Source organism: Neptunomonas antarctica (genome assembly GCF_001305295.1).
Taxonomy (GTDB): domain Bacteria; phylum Pseudomonadota; class Gammaproteobacteria; order Pseudomonadales; family Balneatricaceae; genus Neptunomonas; species Neptunomonas antarctica.
Genome location: NZ_LJSI01000053.1, coordinates 853,397 through 871,882 on the forward strand (window position 1 = coordinate 853,397; position 18,486 = coordinate 871,882).

At 44.2% G+C, this 18,486-nt stretch carries 16 protein-coding genes; 11 read left to right on the forward strand and 5 right to left on the reverse strand.

From position 1 onward, the window contains the following. Positions 1 to 18 precede the first annotated feature (18 nt). The 4 genes from rsmA to Nant_RS18700 are packed head-to-tail and all read right to left on the reverse strand — an operon-like array spanning position 19 to position 5,791. Positions 19 to 834, reverse strand: a complete 816-nt coding sequence (rsmA, locus tag Nant_RS18685; RefSeq protein WP_054343128.1) for a 16S rRNA (adenine(1518)-N(6)/adenine(1519)-N(6))-dimethyltransferase RsmA — start codon at positions 832 to 834, stop codon at positions 19 to 21. Continuing rightward, positions 824 to 1,831, reverse strand: a complete 1,008-nt coding sequence (gene pdxA, locus Nant_RS18690) for a 4-hydroxythreonine-4-phosphate dehydrogenase PdxA (RefSeq protein WP_054343129.1) — start codon at positions 1,829 to 1,831, stop codon at positions 824 to 826. Before pdxA ends, rsmA begins: the two co-directional genes overlap by 11 nt. Then, entirely contained in the window at positions 1,831 to 3,129 is a 1,299-nt protein-coding gene (locus tag Nant_RS18695; RefSeq protein WP_238377189.1) for a peptidylprolyl isomerase, read from the reverse strand. Before Nant_RS18695 ends, pdxA begins: the two co-directional genes overlap by 1 nt. Further along, complete coding sequence (locus tag Nant_RS18700; RefSeq protein WP_054343130.1) at positions 3,116 to 5,791, reverse strand: LPS-assembly protein LptD; 2,676 nt, start codon at positions 5,789 to 5,791, stop codon at positions 3,116 to 3,118. Before Nant_RS18700 ends, Nant_RS18695 begins: the two co-directional genes overlap by 14 nt. A 136-nt stretch (positions 5,792 to 5,927) precedes the next feature. Here Nant_RS18700 and Nant_RS18705 point away from each other — a divergent pair, with 136 nt between their 5' ends. The 3 genes from Nant_RS18705 to djlA are packed head-to-tail and all read left to right on the forward strand — an operon-like array spanning position 5,928 to position 8,522. Then, a complete protein-coding gene (locus Nant_RS18705; protein ID WP_054343131.1) occupies positions 5,928 to 6,959 on the forward strand; it encodes an aminoglycoside phosphotransferase family protein in 1,032 nt (343 codons plus the stop codon). A gap of 7 nt (positions 6,960 to 6,966) precedes the next feature. Continuing rightward, positions 6,967 to 7,671: an N-acetylmuramate alpha-1-phosphate uridylyltransferase MurU gene (murU, locus tag Nant_RS18710; protein WP_054343132.1), complete on the forward strand. Its 705-nt coding sequence runs from the start codon at positions 6,967 to 6,969 to the stop codon at positions 7,669 to 7,671. Positions 7,672 to 7,676: 5 nt separating this feature from the next. After that, entirely contained in the window at positions 7,677 to 8,522 is an 846-nt protein-coding gene (gene djlA / locus Nant_RS18715; RefSeq protein ID WP_054343133.1) for a co-chaperone DjlA, read from the forward strand. Positions 8,523 to 8,566: 44 nt separating this feature from the next. Here djlA and Nant_RS18720 read toward each other — a convergent pair whose 3' ends face one another. Beyond that, entirely contained in the window at positions 8,567 to 9,721 is a 1,155-nt protein-coding gene (locus tag Nant_RS18720) for a DUF3530 family protein (protein ID WP_162224958.1), read from the reverse strand. Between the two features lie 106 nt (positions 9,722 to 9,827). Between Nant_RS18720 and rpe the strand changes: the two genes are divergently transcribed. From rpe to Nant_RS18760, 8 genes are all read left to right on the forward strand, one after another. Beyond that, the gene (gene rpe / locus Nant_RS18725) at positions 9,828 to 10,511 is read left to right on the forward strand and encodes a ribulose-phosphate 3-epimerase (protein WP_054343305.1); all 684 of its coding nucleotides are present in this window, start codon (positions 9,828 to 9,830) and stop codon (positions 10,509 to 10,511) included. Continuing rightward, positions 10,511 to 11,182 (forward strand): phosphoglycolate phosphatase, encoded by a 672-nt coding sequence (locus tag Nant_RS18730; RefSeq protein ID WP_054343135.1) that lies wholly within the window; start codon positions 10,511 to 10,513, stop codon positions 11,180 to 11,182. The genes rpe and Nant_RS18730 overlap by 1 nt, the downstream gene beginning before the upstream one ends. Positions 11,183 to 11,778: 596 nt before the next feature. Beyond that, positions 11,779 to 12,381: a hypothetical protein gene (locus Nant_RS18735; RefSeq protein ID WP_054343136.1), complete on the forward strand. Its 603-nt coding sequence runs from the start codon at positions 11,779 to 11,781 to the stop codon at positions 12,379 to 12,381. Positions 12,382 to 12,805: 424 nt separating this feature from the next. Then, positions 12,806 to 13,444, forward strand: coding sequence for an XrtA/PEP-CTERM system exopolysaccharide export protein (locus tag Nant_RS18740; RefSeq protein WP_054343137.1), 639 nt, complete (start codon positions 12,806 to 12,808; stop codon positions 13,442 to 13,444). Between the two features lie 28 nt (positions 13,445 to 13,472). Continuing rightward, positions 13,473 to 15,056 carry an XrtA system polysaccharide chain length determinant gene (locus Nant_RS18745; protein WP_054343138.1) on the forward strand — a complete coding sequence of 528 codons (1,584 nt, stop codon included), beginning with the start codon at positions 13,473 to 13,475 and terminating at the stop codon, positions 15,054 to 15,056. After that, positions 15,053 to 16,006, forward strand: a complete 954-nt coding sequence (locus Nant_RS18750; protein WP_054343139.1) for an XrtA-associated tyrosine autokinase — start codon at positions 15,053 to 15,055, stop codon at positions 16,004 to 16,006. The genes Nant_RS18745 and Nant_RS18750 overlap by 4 nt, the downstream gene beginning before the upstream one ends. 11 nt (positions 16,007 to 16,017) lie before the next feature. Next, positions 16,018 to 17,439 (forward strand): TIGR03016 family PEP-CTERM system-associated outer membrane protein, encoded by a 1,422-nt coding sequence (locus Nant_RS18755; protein ID WP_054343140.1) that lies wholly within the window; start codon positions 16,018 to 16,020, stop codon positions 17,437 to 17,439. Between the two features lie 152 nt (positions 17,440 to 17,591). Then, the gene (locus Nant_RS18760; protein ID WP_054343141.1) at positions 17,592 to 18,476 is read left to right on the forward strand and encodes an XrtA system polysaccharide deacetylase; all 885 of its coding nucleotides are present in this window, start codon (positions 17,592 to 17,594) and stop codon (positions 18,474 to 18,476) included. Positions 18,477 to 18,486: the final 10 nt, after the last annotated feature.

Genomic DNA, 18,486 nt, shown 5'->3' on the forward strand with positions numbered 1-18,486 from the left:
GAATTCGGTCATTAACAACTAAGGTGTCAACGGCTCAGGCGTTAAAAAATCTGCAATGCTAATAAAGTCTTTCAATGACAAGCGTTCAGGGCGCAGTGAAGGATCAATATTAAGTGATTCAAGTGTCTCTGTACTAATCAGTTCTTTTAAATTATTACGCAATGTTTTACGACGATGTGCGAACGCTGTTTTAACCACCTGCTTTAATAATAGCGGATCTTTTGCTACAAAAGGCAGTACTTTATACGGAGTCAGCCTTACGATGGCTGAGTCTACCTTAGGTACCGGATTAAACGCCTCAGGGGGAACGATAAATAAGGGCTCAACTTCGCAATAGTACTGCGCCATAATACCCAGACGACCGTAATTGTTTTCGCCCGGTTTGGCTGCCAGCCTGTCAACGACTTCCTTTTGCAGCATAAAGTGCATATCTAACACATCACCGGAGTGGCTGAGCAGATGGAAAATCAGTTGTGTCGAGATGTTGTAAGGGAGGTTGCCGACAATACGTAGCGGGCGATCATCTTCACGCAGACTTTTAAAATCAAACTTCATGGCATCCGCTTCAAAAATGCGGAAACTGTCTTCATATCTGAAAAATTTAGTACGTAAAATGGGTGGCAGGTCCCGGTCCAGCTCGATCGCGTCGAGAGCGCCTGCTTCAGCCAGAATTTCTTCTGTCAGTGCGCCTAAACCCGGACCTATTTCAACCATATGGTCGCTGGGATGCGGTGCAATTGAGCGGATAATTTGTCGAATAATGCCTTGATCCTGAAGAAAGTTTTGACCAAAGCGTTTTCTTGCCTTATGCATAACGGGTTGTTTATGACTCATGAATACTCTTTGACTTGTTGCGAGCCATCTCGGCTGCATAATGAATGGCTAACGTCAGGCTGCCGATATCTGCTTTACCGGTTCCTGCCAGATCCAGGGCGGTTCCATGATCAACAGAGGTTCGGATAATAGGCATGCCCAGCGTGATATTGACGGCATTACCGAAGCCTTTGTACTTTAATACGGGCAGGCCCTGATCATGATACATGGCAAGCACTGCATCGCAATGATTTAAATACTTAGGCGTAAATAAGGTGTCTGCAGGCAGCGGTCCCTGTAGCTCATAGCCTTTGTTACGTAGCTCATTCAGTACTGGTTCTATGGTGTCTATCTCTTCGCGGCCCATATGGCCACCTTCCCCGGCATGTGGATTTAAGCCAGAGACAATGATTCTTGGCGAGCTAATGCCGAACGTATGAATCAGATCATGCCGTAGCACTTCAATGATCGTTCTCAATAAAGGTTGAGTAATAGCCGTGGCTACCTGGTTCAGTGGGATATGCGTGGTCACCAGTGCAACCTTGAGTCCCTCCGTTGCCAGCATCATCACGACTTGCTGGCTGCCGGTCAGCGTTTCCAGAAACTCAGTATGACCGGAAAAGGGAATGCCGGCATCGTTGATGATGCCTTTGTGAACCGGTGCCGTCACCATGGCATCAAACTGTCCGCTAAGGCAGCCATTCGCGGCGATGGTCAGTGTTTCCAGAACATAATTAGCATTTTTGGTATCGAGTTGTCCTGCAATGACTGTTCTGCTCAACTGAACCGGAAGCACTTTGATCGTCCGTGCTACTGTGGGTGACGGCGGATCCTCTGGATTGAACTTCTCAATAACGATCGGCATATCCAATTGAAGAGCGCGCGCACACAGCATTTCGGGATCGCAAATAGCTATTAGTTCATCTGGATGCGATTTCTGTACCAGTTGAATAATCAGGTCAGGGCCTATGCCCGCTGGTTCTCCGGCGGTGATAGCAAGACGTTTACAGTGTGACATTATGGCTTAATCTCGACATAGGCTTGTGAACGGATTTCTCGTAGCCAATTCACCAGTTCTTCAGCATATTTGCGCTTGCTGATGGTTGATCTGGCCTGGGATTCCTTGACTTGATCCCCCATATCCTGAGTCCGGCGGTCCTGTACTTGTAAAATATGCCATCCAAAACGAGATTCGAACGGTGCGCTAAGTTCACCGATAGGTGTGCGTTGCATTACTTGCTCAAACTCAGGAACCATTTGTCCTGGAGATGCCCAGTTAAGGTCGCCTCCCTCAGAGCCACTGGCGGAATCATCGCTTAGTTCTTTTGCCAGTTCTTCAAATGATTCGCCCTGGTTCAAACGCGTGTATAGTCGCTCAATCAGTCTTTTGGTTTGTTCCGGGGAGCGAATTTCACTCGGTTTTAGTAATATATGCCGTACCTGAGTTTGCTCTACTAATTGTACTGTGCCACCACGCTTGTCTCTGAGTTGTGCAATGTAGAAACCACTGGGTGTTTTAATGGGTGCACTAATGTCCCCGGGTTTCATATTGGAGACCGCTGCTGTCAGAGTTTCTGGTAGTTCAGTTGCTTTGCGCCATCCCAGATCACCACCATTGAGTGCATTAGGTGCGTTGGAGGTGGCGATGGCTGTCTCAGCAAAGTCGGCCTTGTTAACGAGCGCCTGATAAATTGAATTGGCTTTTGTATCGGATGCCTGGATCTGTTCTGGAGACGCCTGTTCAGGGATCGCAATAAGAATAATGCTAAGTAATAATTCAGATTGATTAGCGGCACCGCTGTCGGATTTCAGAAAGTTTTTGATCTCCTGATCAGATACGCGGATACGGCGGCTAACGTTGCTTTGTTGAACCTGCGCTATCAGCATCTCACGGCGTATCTGCTCTCGCGCCGTGAGATAATCTTGTCCTTCTGCAATTAATGCTTCACGGAATTGCGGCAAGGTCATGCTGTTACGACTGGCAATATTATTGATTGCGTCATTCAGTTGGCGATCCGTTACTTTGATACCTTGTTGATCAGCCAGTTGTAACATCAGGTTATCGAGCACTAGCCGGTCCATTACCTGGGGTTCTAAAATATTATCCGGTGGTATGCGTTGCTTACGAGCGTTTAATTGCTCACGTATTATTTGAATCCGTTGTTTAAATTCGGATGCCAGAACGACATCATCGTTGACGATAGCGACAACGCTGTCAAGTTGAAGGGGGGCCGCATGTAAGTGGCTGCTAAGAAGTAGCGAAGCCAGGGTTACAAGGCCAAATTGACGAACTTTCATTAATTTAGAATTGATCATTTGTCTCTTCGCGTTGTTCAAAACCGGTTATTTTTTCAGCGAAACTTGATCCGCCGCTGCTACCAAAACTGCCGAGTCCTTTTAGCACGAACTGCAGATATATGGCTGTATCTTGTTCATCAGTATCCTGAAGCCACTGGCGTGTAATGAGTCGGGTTTTCCAGCAACAGCTTTCATACTCAATACCGATGGCGGTATCCAGATTATCACTATTAAGCCAATCATATTGCCAAACCCCTAAAGCTGACCAGTTTTTACTGACTGGCCAGATGAAGGAAGCGGTACTTTGATCGCGGACATCCTCGGAAAAACGGTAGCTTAAGTTAACAATACGATTGATATCTTCCTGATACCGAACGGCCAGATTGTTCTCCGTATTACGGGTATCTTCATGATCGAAGTTAGCATTAAAGGTAACGTTCATGCGAGTATTCGGACGCCAGCTAACGCTGGTGGCAATGTCTGAAAAATCCGATGTTTCAGCATCGGTGTCGCTGTCCAGGGTGACATCACGGTCGCCAAAATAGATAGCTTGTCCAATGCTCGCCGTGATTGCTTCACGTCCTTTTAGGTCGATCAGGCGGGTAGTGACCCCAAGCGATATTTGTTTTGTATCCCCGATGCGGTCATACCCGCTGTAACGGTTATTTCTAAAAAGTGACGCGTAACTGAAACTATATTCCGTTGTATCAAAATCCGGTATGGCTGATTGATCTTGATATGGAACATACAGTCCATAGAGGCGAGGTTCAAGCGTTTGCTGATAAGTGTTATCTGCTAATGTGAACTCGCGGTCAAAGTAAAGCCCTGAATCAATACTCACCACAGGTACGCTGATCGACGGTGAGTCGTTTAAATCATCTACCTGATTATCGAGCTGATATTGTGAATACCATAGTTTGAATCCGGGTTTAATGTATCCGCTGGTGCTACGAAACGACGCCGTTAGCTCGGGTTCCATATGAAAACGGCTACCAATAATTCGCTCATCATCTGTTAGCCCCGTCAAATCACGGTCAAACTGTGTCAGGCTAACCACATAACTAGCCGATAACCAGTCAGGCTCAAGCGTCGGGTTACCCCATATTTGTAGTTGCGGTAAGCTACGGTAAGGCGCTGTGTTGTCATCGATGGTTTGATAGCTTTGTAATAATAGTTCTGCCTGCCATTGATTTCCATAATAGGTAAGCGAACCGCTTTGATTAAGATGGCTTTCTTCGGTAACACTTAGTTTGGTACCCAGATCATCAAAATAGTCGTTATCACTGACCTGAAGGTAATTAATATTACTTCTCCAGTGCTCACTTGGTATGCCCGTATGCTCAACCCCCAGCAACCAGCGGTCTTCGTCTGTCAGGCTGTCGCTGGGTAGAAACGAGGTGCTCAGTGTGTTCATTGAATGCGAATTCATATATCTGAATTCGTTTTCCAGCAACAGGCCCCTTTTTTCCAGAAAACGTGGGGTCAGTGTGTCGTCCATATTGGGCGCAATATTAAAATAGTAAGGCGTGCCAATATCAAAGCCCTCGGTATCTGAGTAGCTTATTGTCGGGTACAGAAACCCTGAGTGACGTCTGTCATCTATAGGGAAGTAAAAATAGGGAACATAAAGTATCGGGATATTTGATATGCGTAATGTGGCATTTTTTGCCCAACCAAAACCACTTTCCTGGTCCAGATGTATTTCTTTAGCGAATACTTTCCATGAATCAGTATCAGGCGGACACTGAGTATAAGTACCTTCTTTTATCGTGATTGTAGCATCTTCATTACGGGCGATTTGCGCAACAGAGCCTCTGATGTTTTTCTCATAGAGTACATATTCAGCATCGTTTAGCGTTGTCTTTTTTGAGTTGGTATTTGTTTGGGCTGTTTTTCCTGTAAACAGTAACCCTGGCTCGCGATAGGTTGCGCCACCTTTAAGGTCAATCTGCCCCGTTTCCTGATTAATTGTTGCCGAACTGCTGTAAAGGCTGCGAGTGCCTTGGACAACTTTTACGCTACCTGTTAATTCCGTCCCCTGCCCCAGCTGCGTGCGTGCCTCTGATGCATCGATGACGATTGGCTGGAACTGGAATGGTGTCCCATCATCGATAGGGAGTTCCGGTTCTATATAACGACCGCTGCAATGATCGGGTGATTTTCCTTTAGGATAAGGATACCAATTCAGATGCGCATAAGGCGATAGAGGCAATATCGCTTTATAGGGGATATCTGTTGCGGCCGTCTCAGACTGTTCAGGTTTCATCGGCGTCAGCGTTTTAGCGACGGGCTTCTCACCTGAGTTACTTTCTATATTGGGTGCAGATGCCTTAGGGGCTGGGTTATTAAGTGCTGAGTCATTGAGTACTGAATCATTGGGAGTGGCTTCGGTTGGAGTAGGCAATGCCTTGTTGCTTGTTTCAGGCTTAATAGCAGTATTGCCTGCTTCAATGGCTGGTCTAGGCGCGTCTGTTCCCATATCAGTCTGAATGTTATCGGCCGCGGGTATGTCTTTGTTCGTGTTCAAGATAGGCTTTGACGAATCTGAGCAATCCCAACTGCCATTAATCTGGCGGCAGTCCCAATCATTTAGTTCGGCCAGTGCCATTTGATGATGTGACAAAAGGGCAGCAGTAATAGCCAGTGTCAATTTGTGTGAAGCGCGTTTCAGAATTGGCATTCCAGGACTTCCCTGTAGCGGATAACGACCAGCATAGTATCCCGTGAATAGTATATTGATTCTATATTCGGTTGTGTAACTGGCAAAGTCTGGAATAATAAACATTCATACGATGATACGCTAGAGGAAACAGCAGATGGGGCAACGGTTATCTACTTTATTAGGGTGGATTGAAGCATTGGCGGCTTCGGGAGCACTGGATATTGAAGAAGGGTGGGATTTATTGCCTGTTTCCGGTGATGCGAGTTTCAGACGATACTTTCGTGTGAAATCAGGCAATCGTTCATGGATTGCTGTGGATGCACCCCCTGAAAAAGAAAATAGTGACGTTTTTGTGCAAATAGCCAAGGACTGGAAAGCGCAAAAGGTCAATGTTCCGAGTGTTATCAGTGCTGATCTGGTGCAGGGCTTTATGTTGCTGAGTGACTTCGGTGACCGTTTATATCTGCCTGAATTGACAGAAGATAGTGCTGATAATCTTTACCGGCTTGCGTTGACTGAGTTATTTCTCATTCAAAAATGTAATGCTGACGCTTTGCCTGTCTACGATAGCGCTTTATTGCAGCGTGAAATGTCCTTGTTTTCTGAATGGTTTTTGGGGTCTTTACTAAAAATTGATTTTAATCCACAGGAATTAGAATGTATCAATGCCGCTTTTTCATTATTGGAGCAAAGTGCATTAGCGCAGCCCGTAGTGTGTGTGCATCGTGATTATCACTCACGTAATTTAATGATTACCTCTGAAAAGACGCCTGGTGTTATTGATTTTCAGGATGCTGTTAAAGGTCCAGTCACTTATGATCTGGCTTCCTTGCTCAGGGATTGTTATATCAGTTGGCCCGATGCGGATGTTTACGCATGGGTTGAGTCTTTCCGGATAGCTCTGATCGAGCAAGGTGTTATTTCGTTAGAGGTGACGTCCGATTGCTTTAAACGTTGGTTTGATTTGATGGGTATGCAGCGGCACCTTAAGGCGATAGGTATTTTTGCCCGATTAAGTATTCGTGATGATAAGCATGCGTACTTACAGGATATTCCACGGACGCTAACTTATGTGCAAAATGTTGCGGCAAAGTACCCGGAGTTAAGTCACTTTAGACAATTGCTGGAAGAGCGGATTGTGCCTGCGATGTCAGAGAGCCATTATTTTCCAGATGAGACACTATGAGGATGATATGAAGGCGATGATCTTAGCGGCAGGGCTCGGAACGCGGTTGCGACCGTTAACCTTGAGTACACCGAAGCCGCTCGTGCCGGTTAATGGAAAAGCATTAATTGTGTATCATATTGAAAAGCTGGCTAAAGCGGGTGTTAACGATATTATTATCAATCACGCGTGGCTGGGTGAGCAGATTGAAACAGCACTGGGTGATGGCTCGCAGTGGGGCGTGAATATTACCTATTCGCCTGAAGGAGAGCCGTTGGAAACCGGCGGAGGGATTTTTCGGGTGCTGGATAGGCTCTCTGAAAATGACGAGCCATTTATCGTGATTAATGGCGATATCATGATAAATTTCGACTACTCGTTGTTAATGGATAATACGCTGTTAGAAGGTGCTACAGATGATATAGCTCATTTGGTATTAGTACCTAACCCTGAACATCATCCAGAGGGTGATTTTGCTTGTTTGCCGGATGGCAGGCTTTCTATGCAAGGCAATAAGCAGACTTTTTCCGGAGTCAGTGTTCTGACCCCCCGACTTTTTGCCGGATGTGACGCTGCTGCGTTTGCATTAGGACCATTGTTAAAACGTGCGATAGACGAAGGGCAGGTAAGCGGGTCGGTTTATCCCGGGTTCTGGATCGATGTCGGTACTTATGAGCGGCTGCAGCAGGCTGAAACTTTTTATAAGAGCTTACATAAGCTTACAAGAGAATAAATGATATGGCATTTGACGCACAAGCGGCAGGACAAAGCATAGGTGCATCACTGCGAAAGTACCGTAATGGCATTATTATTGGCGCGCTGGTCGGGCTAATGAGCGGCGGTTTATGGGGCTTGATTTTTGGTGGGGCGGTGGGTGGCTTTATTAGCAAAACCCTTTCTAATCTTTTGACAGGAAAGCACTCTCCGCAAGCGGCATTCTTCCGTGCTACTTTTGCCGTGATGGGTAAAGTCGCCAAAGCTGATGGGCGGGTGACCGAAGACGAGATACAGTTCGCACGTGATGTGATGGCGCGTATGAATTTGTCTGATGAGCGAAAACGCGAAGCCATGGGGTATTTCTCTCAGGGCAAGGAAGCAGATTTCAATATTGCAGACGTATTAATGCCTTTGTCTCGTGTTATTCAGTCTCAGGCTTCAGTTAAGATCATGTTTATTGAGATTCAGCTGCAGATTGCGATGGCTGATGGGCAGCTATCACCGGAAGAATTAGCCGTGGTGCAGGAAGCCTGCACATTGTTGAGAATGTCCGGGATAGAGATGGCAGCACTTATGTCAAGAATGCAGGCACAGCAAGCTTTTCAGGAGCAAAGCTATCGGCAGCATCAGCATTTTCAGCCAGCCTCAGAGCTGGGGTTATTGAAAGAAGCCTATGGTGTGCTAGGAGTTAAAGACAGTGATACAGAGGCGGTTGTCAAAAAGGCCTATCGTAGATTGATGAGTCAGCATCATCCAGACAAGCTGGTGGCAAAAGGTTTGCCGCCTGAAATGATGCAGCTGGCTAAGGAAAAAACTCAAGAGATTCAGGCAGCTTACGATCGTGTAAAAACCTCCCGCAAGAACTGATCTTCTGTTCTCTTCTTATAGGGAGGACGGGCCTAAAGGGGTATTTATATCGGTGTTTGGTTTTTATTGCCTGCGGGTTGAGGTTGTGGTGATCCCGGTTGTTGGTTGATCTGTGGTGCTGGCGTAGAGGAGGGCACAGGGTTCTCTTCTTCAGCTTTAATGATATAGGTTTCCAGCAGTCCGCGTGTATACCGCACCAGCCATGGTTGTCCTGAAAGCGTGGTGGCGATTTTGGGTAAACGGCTTTGATGATAGTTGTTCATAGAGTGCCGGCGTGCTTCTTTCACGCGTAATTCGGGTTGTTGTGCGTATGAATTATTGAAGATCTTTGGGGCGGCGCTATAAAGATCCAGAGTTGTGATTGTGAGCTCAGGTATGAGCGTTAATAATGTCGGGGCACTAATATCATTTGATTGCTCTGCATCAATCATCAATAGTTTGATATTTGTCTGTCCCTGAAGATTAGTTGCTAAGGCTGTTGCCCACGTAGCACCGCTTCCCGCTCCGACAAGCACTATGCGATCAATCTGTTTCTGTTGTAATGCCTGAACGGCAGTTATTCCGCGTTGCATAATGCGTTTATATCGATCAGAACTTTGTGGTATTTTTTGTTCTTCCGCTGTTTTTATCTCTGCAGGGGTAGAAGGTTCTGCTGTACCGGGCGTATCTGCATTTATATTCTCTTCGCTTGTTTCTGCTGGTGTTGTCTTAATTGCGGTGAGGGACGGTAGGGTTCTGATCGGATTGTCGGCTGTAACTGGTGCAGGCAGAGGAATAGCCAGGGTAGCCCATCCATAATCTGTCAAACCGATTCGTAATGGATTTAAAATGATGGGCCATGTGGGATGAGTGCGATCATCAGGGAAAAAAATGATGCCGCCATGCAAAATAGCACCGCTCCTGTCACGGTAAAACGCATCGAAGCTATCTTCCCCCGCGCTTAATGGCATAATCTGTGTTTCCGGATCCAGTAAATCATTCGATAAATCCGCTAATAAAGACGTCCGGGGTTGCGGCTCAACGCGAGGGCGTTCCGGAGATGGTTGCGGCGCTTCAGCGGGCTGATCTGTTGATGCTGCCTGTGATGTAGCTTCAGAATTGGCCGCCTGATCCTCAGCTGATACGAAGCTGCTGACGCTCGACATAATCCAGAGTACGCTGATCAGGGTAATGGGGTGCTTTGATATTGTCATATTCATAGGTTGATTATCAGCAAAAAAACGTAACCTGCAAGCTATACGCTGCATATATAAACGCGCTTGGGTACAATAGCCGGATATCTCATTTGTTATGGAATTTCGTGCTATGTCTGATTTTAAAATTGCGCCTTCAATATTGTCTGCAGATTTTGCTCGTCTGGGTGAAGAAGTTGAAAACGTGCTGAAGGCTGGTGCCGATATTGTTCATTTTGATGTAATGGATAATCACTATGTTCCTAACCTGACTATTGGGCCTATGGTGTGCAAAGCATTACGCAAGCATGGCATTACAGCGCCGATTGATGTGCATCTGATGGTGAAGCCGGTTGACCGCATGATTGCTGATTTTATTGAAGCAGGCGCGACCTACATCACGTTTCACCCCGAAGCGTCTGAACATATTGATCGCTCTTTGCAGATGATCAGAGACGCGGGTTGTCAGGCAGGGCTGGTCTTTAATCCGGCGACGCCGTTGCACTATCTGGATTACGTTATGGATAAAGTAGATATGATTCTTCTGATGTCGGTTAATCCTGGCTTTGGTGGGCAGTCGTTTATCCCGGGCACTCTCGCTAAGTTAGCAGAAGTCCGCAAACTGATTGATGCCAGTGGTCAGAATATAAGACTTGAAGTGGATGGTGGCGTCACCGTTCAAAACATTGGCGCCATTGCGGCGGCGGGTGCTGATACGTTTGTGGCGGGCTCCGCTATTTTTAATACCGATGATTATGCCGCCACGATAGAGAAAATGCGTGCTGAACTTGCCAAAGCGAAGGGGTTCGTTTGTTAATGAAATCCCTTTTTGAGGGAAGTTTTCCACAGCTAATTATGTTTGATCTGGACGGGACGCTGGTGGATAGCGTCCCAGACCTCGCATCGGCGATAGATAAAACATTGCAGAGTTTGGGTTTGCCTGTAGTGGGTGAAACCAATGTACGTTTGTGGGTAGGTAATGGGGCGTCAATGCTGGTGGAGCGTGCTTTGAAGCATGTTTCACCTGTTATTGACTCTTCTTTATCTGGCCGTGCTTATGCCCGGTTCTTGAATAATTATGCTGACTGTCTGGCAGATAAAAGCCAATTGTATGGGGGCGTTTTAGACGCGCTTGAAAAGCTCTACGCGCGGGAGATTCCCATGGCGATTGTTACCAATAAGCCCATCGCTTTTACTCATCCTTTGTTAACGGGGCTGGAGATAGCGCACTTTTTCCCTACGGTGCTTGGTGGTGACTCGTTACCGGCTAAAAAACCCGATCCTTTACCTTTGAATACGCTTATCGAGCAATATGGTATACGCCCGGATCAGGCGCTCATGGTCGGCGACTCTGTTAATGATATTCTTGCGGCCAGAGCGGCTGGCTGTCCGGTTATTGCGGTTCCTTATGGTTACAACCATGGGCAAAGTATTTATGAGGCGGGTGCGGATAAGGTGATCTGTGATCTTGGCGAGTTATTAGAGTGAGTTTGTTTTTGATGCTCGCTCTTACTGAAGTGCCACGCTTCAGGAAATTCAGAGCAATCTGACGAGCAGTTTAGACGGTTGCTTCGTTCTCGTCGCTCAATAGAGACGTTAACAAATTGATCGCGTGGGGGTTTCATTTCAGTTACTTCGATTTACATATAAAACTGATATCAGTATTAAAGAAAATATTGATAAAAATAATCATATTTTCTTTAATTATCAGATGGATACGCTATTTAAATATAGTATATCCCCGTCCTTCTTAAAGGCGGGGTGGGTGAAACTGATAATCTGTCAATAAATTCGGTGTTGATTGTAGGCTTGATCGATTCGTATGACGGCTATTAAAAAATATTATGTTATTAGTGTCGCTTCTTGTAAGTTTTTATCTATTTGATATTAAAACAGTTTTTATAATTAGGCTATTCCTTGTCTTAAAAAAGAGACGCTTTGGTCGTATTGCGGAAAATGATATTGTGTTTTTTTGCGATAAGTATCGTACTGTGTTTGGGTTTTTCGATTTGGCATGTTTTTTTCATAGGATGAAACAAGGTAGTAATCACAGTGATGTTTAATAATAATTTTTAAGAGATAGTATGATCATGAGTATTTGTTATGAAATTAGTAATAATCCATTTTTTTTGTCTCAATACTATAAAATTCGCGAAGATTGTTTTAGGTCTGATTTGTGTTTGAGTGACTTTAATGGATCAAAAGACGAGTACGACATGCTTGGGCAGATTTTGATTATACGTGAAGGCGACTTATGTCTTGGCGGAGCTAGGCTAAATGGAAGAAAGCAAGGGGATACCGTAAGACTCCCGATGGAAAGTGAAACATTTGAACTCAGAGATGTCTGTTCTGATATTTTACTTGATAATAATAGCTACTGTCAGTGGTCGAGACTTGCCATAGATCCAAAATTTAGAAAGCGTGTCAATTTTTCACTATTATGTGAAAAAATGTTGGCAGAGGCTATAAAGCTCGGATATTTATACTCTTTTAATGTGACAGGCTCTGTTCGAACACGATTTTTCCAGAAAATTCATCGAAGCTTAGGCTTTAGTTACCATACTCTTAGTCATGTGGATATCCATGCAGAAGATGGATTTGAAGATCTTCCCCACTTGTTGGGAGTGGCTCGTCTTGATAAAAAACCGGTTTTCTCCTCTGGTCGCCTTGATAAAAGTGTAGCTTGATGGGCAAGTTTTTTATATGGACTCATTATAAAGGGCTAAAAGCCCTTTTTAGTAAGCAAGAAATAAGCTCACCTTGTTTTTTGACGTATATATTGCCTCCTCAGATTAATGGATAATAACTGCTGACTATACTCCCTTGTATTTAGTCAGCGGGAGAGCATCACTATCACTAACAGACCTCCTCTCGTGGTTCCATCATTAATATCGCACTTATTTTCTAAAATCGCCTATAGTAAACATGTCTTTTAAACTTAACGTCCCTTTTTGATCTAAAGAAGAAGGGGCTTTGATAGAAAAGATTAATTTTCTATGGGAATCTATACGTTATGTTAAAGTTTGTGTAAAATTTGGCGGTCTGATGCACTGAATACGATACTGTGTGGTATTGGTCGTGCACTTTATAGAATTTAAGGAGAGCTTTAATATGCTTGTCTTTTCAGGGAATGTTACAAAAAGAATTCTAGTGCTGGGTCTGGCATCAGTAGTTTTAGGTCTCTCCGGATGTTCGAGTACTAATTACCCCCAGGTCTCTGAGGAAGAACGTTTTGTTCAGCCAGATTACAATTATGTGATTGGGGCGGGTGATTCTGTGCAGATTTTTGTATGGGGTAATGCTGAATTATCCACTTCGGTAACGGTTCGCCCGGATGGGAAAATAACGACAAATTTAGTTGAGGATCTGGAAGCCAGTAGTAAAACCTCAACTGAATTGGCAAGAGAAATTGAATCTGTATACTCAGAATATATTAAAAACCCAGTTGTAACAGTCATAGTCAATAATTTTGTTACCATTCCTGATCATCAAATCAGGGTTGTAGGTGCGGGGGCTAGTCCTCTTAAGCTCCCTTATAGTAAACATATGACTTTGTTGGATTTGATGATCGCAATCGGAGGTCTGAATGAGTTTGCGGATGGTAATAAAGCAGTACTTATTAGACGTTTTGATGGTGACCAGAGTACTTATGGTCTGCGCCTCGACAGTCTATTAAAAGACGGTGATATAACTGCCAATTTGGCGCTTAAACCTGGGGATATCGTAATTATCCCAGAAGCGTGGTTCTAGTCTCTAATTAACTTGGCGTGTTTGACCTATGCGTGAAATATTATCTCAACTTTCTGAGTATGTTTGGGGGGTCTGGCGTTTTCGCTGGATCGGTCTTGTTATTATCTGGCTTGTAGCAATGGGAGGTTGGACCTTTGTTTCATTGACGCCAGAAAAGTATCTGGCGACGGCTCGTATAGATGTCGATACTAATACCATATTAAGGCCTTTGCTACGAGGCTTGGCTATTCAGCCTGATGTGGACCAGCGAATAGCCCTCATGAGCAGGACATTACTGAGTCGTCCTAATCTTGAAAAATTGATGCGTATGGCAGATATGGATCTTTATATTAAGACTGAGGCAGGCAAAGACAAGATGCTTGATGAAATCCTCCGCTCCATTACATTATCAGGCGATAGAAGAAATACGTCGTTATACTCAGTCTCCTTTAAGCATGAAAACCGTGATATAGCAAAAAAAGTCGTACAGTCTCTCATTACTATTTTTGTTGAAAGTGCTTTGGGAGATAAGCGAAAAGATAGTTCTGGTGCGCAGGAATTTCTGGATCGCCAAATAGCAGACTATGAGCAAAGGCTTGTTGATGCAGAAAGACGTTTAGCAGATTTCAAGCAGCGTAACGTAGGTGTCTTGCCGGGTGAAACGGGCGGTTATTATACGCGTCTGGAAAGTGAAAAAAGCCAATTGGCTATAGCTCAGTTACAGTTAAAGGAATTAGGTACTCGACGTGATGAACTTAATCGTCAAATAGAGGGTGAGGAACCTGTTTTTTTATCGAGCCAGATAGAAAATTCTCCGGAAATAAGAGCGCTGGAGGGTAGGATTGCCGCTCTGGAAGGCGCGCTGGATGGTTTACTTCTTAAGTATACTAATCGCCACCCTGATGTTGTTCAGGCAAATGGCATGATTAAAGTGCTGCGAGCGCAGAAACGCGATGAAGAAGCCCGTGTGCAAGCGACTATGCCGGAGCAGTTTTCGGGTTTGAGTGATAGTCCTGTGTATCAGCAGATGAGAAGTATGCTGGCTGAAACGGAAGCAACAGAAGCAGAATTACGCACGCGTGTTGAAGAATATCAGAAACGTGTAAATGAGCTTGAAGAGAAGGTTGATAATATTCCTCTGATTGAGAGTGAGTTACAGCAACTTGATCGGGATTATGGCGTTATTTCTGCGCAGCATAAAACTTTGTTAAGTCGGCGTGAGTCAGCTTTAATATCTGAAAACGTTGGATTGCAGGCCAATGATGTTAAATTTCGTGTAATAGATCCTCCTTTTGTACCTCAGAGGCCAAATGAACCGAATAAAGTCTTGATGAATGCAGTGGTGTTTGTACTTGCTATTGGTGTTGGTTTAGGTAGTGCTTTATTGTTGTCACTTTTTCGTCCTGTGATAACCACTCGGGATACTCTGGCTCAAATTACAGGGTTGCCTGTTCTGGGTAGTGTAATGTTAATCAGTTCTCCTTTTGAGAAAAAGCGGGCGTTGATAAATAATCTTATGTTCTTTTCCTTATTTGGTTTCCTGGCTGTGGCCTATGTCGGCGTGTCTGTATTCCATGGGTTGGAGTTCTTTATTACAGGCGTGGAAGACGTATTCAAGGCGGTATTTGTATGAGCATTATAGAAAGAGCCGTAAAAAGACTTGATACGAAAAGTGATTCAGAGAAAAACAATCAAAGCTTAATAAAAGATACTGTTTTTTCAGGCACTCAGTCGTCTGAAAAAGTGACACCAGATGAGGTTGTAGTATCTGAGGTAAAAGACAAAATACTAAAATCTCAGGAAGATGATTCTAGTATTGATAATATGGTTCATATTCCTTTTGCGCGTTTAAGTTCGCTGGGGATGGTAACGCCTAATGCGCCAAGTGCGCCTATCGCTGAAGAGTTCCGTTCCATAAAGCGTCCACTATTACTTAATATTGAAGGGAAAGGCGCGGCGCAGGTCGATCATGCTAACCTCATTATGGTGGCTAGTGCGTTGTCAGGTGAAGGTAAGACATTTTCTGCTATTAACCTTGCTATGAGTATTGCCCTGGAGCAGGGAAAATCAGTTCTTTTTGTGGACGCGGATGTCTCAAAAGCGGCTGCAGGTTCTTTGTTAGGTGTTCCCGATAAAGCGCCGGGTTTAATCGATCTTCTTGAAAATAAAGGGTTGGCTTTTCATGATGTCGTTTTAAAATGTAATATTCCAAACCTTAGGATTTTACCTGCTGGGAACTTACATCAGCGCTCTACCGAATTACTGGCCAGCGATAATATGCGAGCCTTAATGATTGAAATTTCTCAACGATATTCTGACAGGGTGATTATTTTTGATTCGCCACCTCTATTGCTGACAACGGAGTCAAGGGTGCTGTCCAATTTTATGGGGCAGATTGTCTTTATAGTTGCAGCAGAACAGACTTCGCAAGAAGCGGTAGTCGAGGCCTTACAGTACTTGAATAGTGACAGTATTGTGGGGATGGTCTTGAATAAAGTACAACGTCAGACTGTAGGGAAATATGGCTATGGCTATGGCTATGGTGGAAGGCAAAGCGAATCACAAAGCGTCACGCTTGAATAAGGAATAGTTATATGTATCCAAGGAGTAAATCAGTAACGGCATGTCTCTTTCTTGGCCTCTTTGGTGCTGAAAATGTCTTGTCAGCGGATTGGCAGATATCTAAATCTATTACCTTAGCAGAGGTTTTTACAGACAATGTTGATCTTGAACACGACAATAAAAACAGTGAATGGATTACAACGGTAACTCCGAATATTTCGGTGCAAGCGAATGGTGCAAGGGCGAATCTTAGTCTTACCGGTTCATTAGAGGCTAATACCGGCGGCGGTGGATCCAACTCAATTAACCCTCGCTTAGGTGCGAGTGCTGATGCAGAAGTTATTGAAGATTTTGTCTTTATTGATACGTCCGCGAACATTACTCAGAATACTGTTGATGCTTTTAGTCCCAGTGGAGTAGATAGTCTAAACAGTACTGAGAACACAACTAATACTTATAATTATAATATCAGCCCATATTTCACTCAGCGCTTTAAGGGCGCGGCTGAAGTGACCGGTCGCTATACCTATAACTATCAATTGAACAGCAGTGCAGATGTTGACGATAGTAGCAGTCAGGCGGTGATGTTGGGGGTTAATAGTGGGTCTGATTTCACCCAATTTACTTGGGGTAGTACGGTTAATTACAAAGACTCTAATAGTGATACGACTGGTAGTGAGCTGTTATCCGCCGGTGCTAATTTCGGGTATAAACTTAATCGAAGCTGGCAGCTGCAAAGTTCTCTTGGTTATGAATGGAATGAAATCGATACAAACATACGTGATAGTAGTAATGGCACCCAATGGAGTCTTGCTGCTGTATGGACGCCGACAACTAGAACATCATTAAGTATTGGTTATGGTGATCGTTTTTTCGGTAGTACGCCAACATTAGATTTTTCACATCGTAGTCGTAAAAGCGTGTTTACTGCGAGTTATTCCCGCGAGTTAACGGACTCAGCAACATTGCTGAGCCAGCAAGATGCATTTTCGACTACCGATGCGTTTGGTGAGCCTATAGATCCTATAACAGGTGACCCATTGCCTGTTTCAAATTCGACGATCAATGTTACCGATGGCGTTTTTGTTGATGAGCGGTTTGATTTGGCTTATACATTAACGGGTAAACGTAGCACGTTCAGGGTGGGTGGAAGTCATTCAACACAACGTTTTGAAGATGGGCGTAGTGATGAAATTCTTCAAGAATATAATGTGGGCCTTACCCGACAACTTTCTCGTACCTTAGACGCTAATCTGGGTGTTACAGTGAGCCAACAAAGCCGAGAAAGTAGCGAAGATACGACAACAATAAACTATGACTTAGGTGTGACACGTAAGGTGGGCGTTGATGGTAAGTTCAATTTATCTTACAGGCTAATTGATAGTAGTTCTGACGATATAACAAATGATTACCAGGAAAACCGACTGCAATTTTCATATACGATGAGTTTATGATGGCTTGGTAGTACCTTCGGTCGAGATTGATGTCCTGCAAGCAGGAAAGAAAAGAGCTAGGGTACGTAGGGTAAAGGTAAGGCTCTAAAGTCATGTGAGTAATAAAATCCTATAATATTTTCTCAAGTAATCAGTAATGAAGAGTGTAATCTATGCAGAAAACTTCGGGATCCATCGTTAATGCGATGACCGTAGATGTCGAAGATTATTTTCAAGTATCTGCATTTGAAAAACAGATATCGAGAAATGATTGGGCTTCACATTCCAGTAGAGTAGAAGAGAATACGGATCGGATCTTAGCTTTATTTGCTATTTATAATGTTAAAGCTACTTTTTTCACATTAGGTTGGCTGGCGGAACGTTATCCTCAAATGGTGCAGCGTATCGTAGAGCAAGGCCATGAAATAGCAAGCCATGGTTGGGATCATCGGCGTGCGACCAGTCAGAGTAAAGATGAATTCAGGCAAGATATTGTACGTGCAAAAGCAATGCTGGAAGATGTGTCTGGGCAAGTAGTTAAAGGGTATCGAGCGCCCAGTTATTCTATATGTGAAGAAAATTTATGGGCACTGGACATTCTTGCTGACGAAGGGCATTTATATAGTTCGAGCATTGTACCCATTAAACATGATCACTATGGTATGCCAGGTGCTTCACGTTTTGCTTTTATGGCAGCCGATGGGCGACTATTAGAAATTCCTGTGACGACTATTCCTATCTTTAATCGCAATATTAATTGCGGCGGCGGTGGTTGGTTTCGTTTATTTCCATACGCTTTTACTCGCTGGGCTTTGAATCAGGTGAATAATGATGAGGGCATGCCTTGTAATTTTTATTTTCACCCTTGGGAAATAGATCCGCAGCAGCCCAAAATTGCAGATATTTCATTCAAAACACGTTTTAGACATTATTTGAATCTAGATAAAATGCATGGTCGACTAGAAAACGTTTTACAGGATTTCAGATGGGGGAGAATGGATGAGATTTTTCTTGATGAATCTGAATCACGGACAGTTTTGACGAGTTTTAGAAAGTAATTAATTGTCA

What these genes read in the sequence shown, in the direction of transcription:
- Nant_RS18750 (WP_054343139.1), top strand. Translation starts at nt 15,053, where the DNA reads ATGAGCATTATAGAAAGAGCCGTAAAAAGACTTGATACGAAAAGTGAT.
- Nant_RS18730 (WP_054343135.1), top strand. Translation starts at nt 10,511, where the DNA reads ATGAAATCCCTTTTTGAGGGAAGTTTTCCACAGCTAATTATGTTTGAT.
- Nant_RS18735 (WP_054343136.1), top strand. Translation starts at nt 11,779, where the DNA reads ATGATCATGAGTATTTGTTATGAAATTAGTAATAATCCATTTTTTTTG.
- Nant_RS18705 (WP_054343131.1), top strand. Translation starts at nt 5,928, where the DNA reads ATGGGGCAACGGTTATCTACTTTATTAGGGTGGATTGAAGCATTGGCG.
- Nant_RS18755 (WP_054343140.1), top strand. Translation starts at nt 16,018, where the DNA reads ATGTATCCAAGGAGTAAATCAGTAACGGCATGTCTCTTTCTTGGCCTC.
- pdxA (WP_054343129.1), bottom strand. Translation starts at nt 1,831, where the DNA reads ATGTCACACTGTAAACGTCTTGCTATCACCGCCGGAGAACCAGCGGGC.
- Nant_RS18695 (WP_238377189.1), bottom strand. Translation starts at nt 3,129, where the DNA reads ATGATCAATTCTAAATTAATGAAAGTTCGTCAATTTGGCCTTGTAACC.
- Nant_RS18720 (WP_162224958.1), bottom strand. Translation starts at nt 9,721, where the DNA reads ATGAATATGACAATATCAAAGCACCCCATTACCCTGATCAGCGTACTC.
- Nant_RS18745 (WP_054343138.1), top strand. Translation starts at nt 13,473, where the DNA reads ATGCGTGAAATATTATCTCAACTTTCTGAGTATGTTTGGGGGGTCTGG.
- murU (WP_054343132.1), top strand. Translation starts at nt 6,967, where the DNA reads ATGAAGGCGATGATCTTAGCGGCAGGGCTCGGAACGCGGTTGCGACCG.
- Nant_RS18760 (WP_054343141.1), top strand. Translation starts at nt 17,592, where the DNA reads ATGCAGAAAACTTCGGGATCCATCGTTAATGCGATGACCGTAGATGTC.
- Nant_RS18700 (WP_054343130.1), bottom strand. Translation starts at nt 5,791, where the DNA reads ATGCCAATTCTGAAACGCGCTTCACACAAATTGACACTGGCTATTACT.
- Nant_RS18740 (WP_054343137.1), top strand. Translation starts at nt 12,806, where the DNA reads ATGCTTGTCTTTTCAGGGAATGTTACAAAAAGAATTCTAGTGCTGGGT.
- djlA (WP_054343133.1), top strand. Translation starts at nt 7,677, where the DNA reads ATGGCATTTGACGCACAAGCGGCAGGACAAAGCATAGGTGCATCACTG.
- rsmA (WP_054343128.1), bottom strand. Translation starts at nt 834, where the DNA reads ATGAGTCATAAACAACCCGTTATGCATAAGGCAAGAAAACGCTTTGGT.
- rpe (WP_054343305.1), top strand. Translation starts at nt 9,828, where the DNA reads ATGTCTGATTTTAAAATTGCGCCTTCAATATTGTCTGCAGATTTTGCT.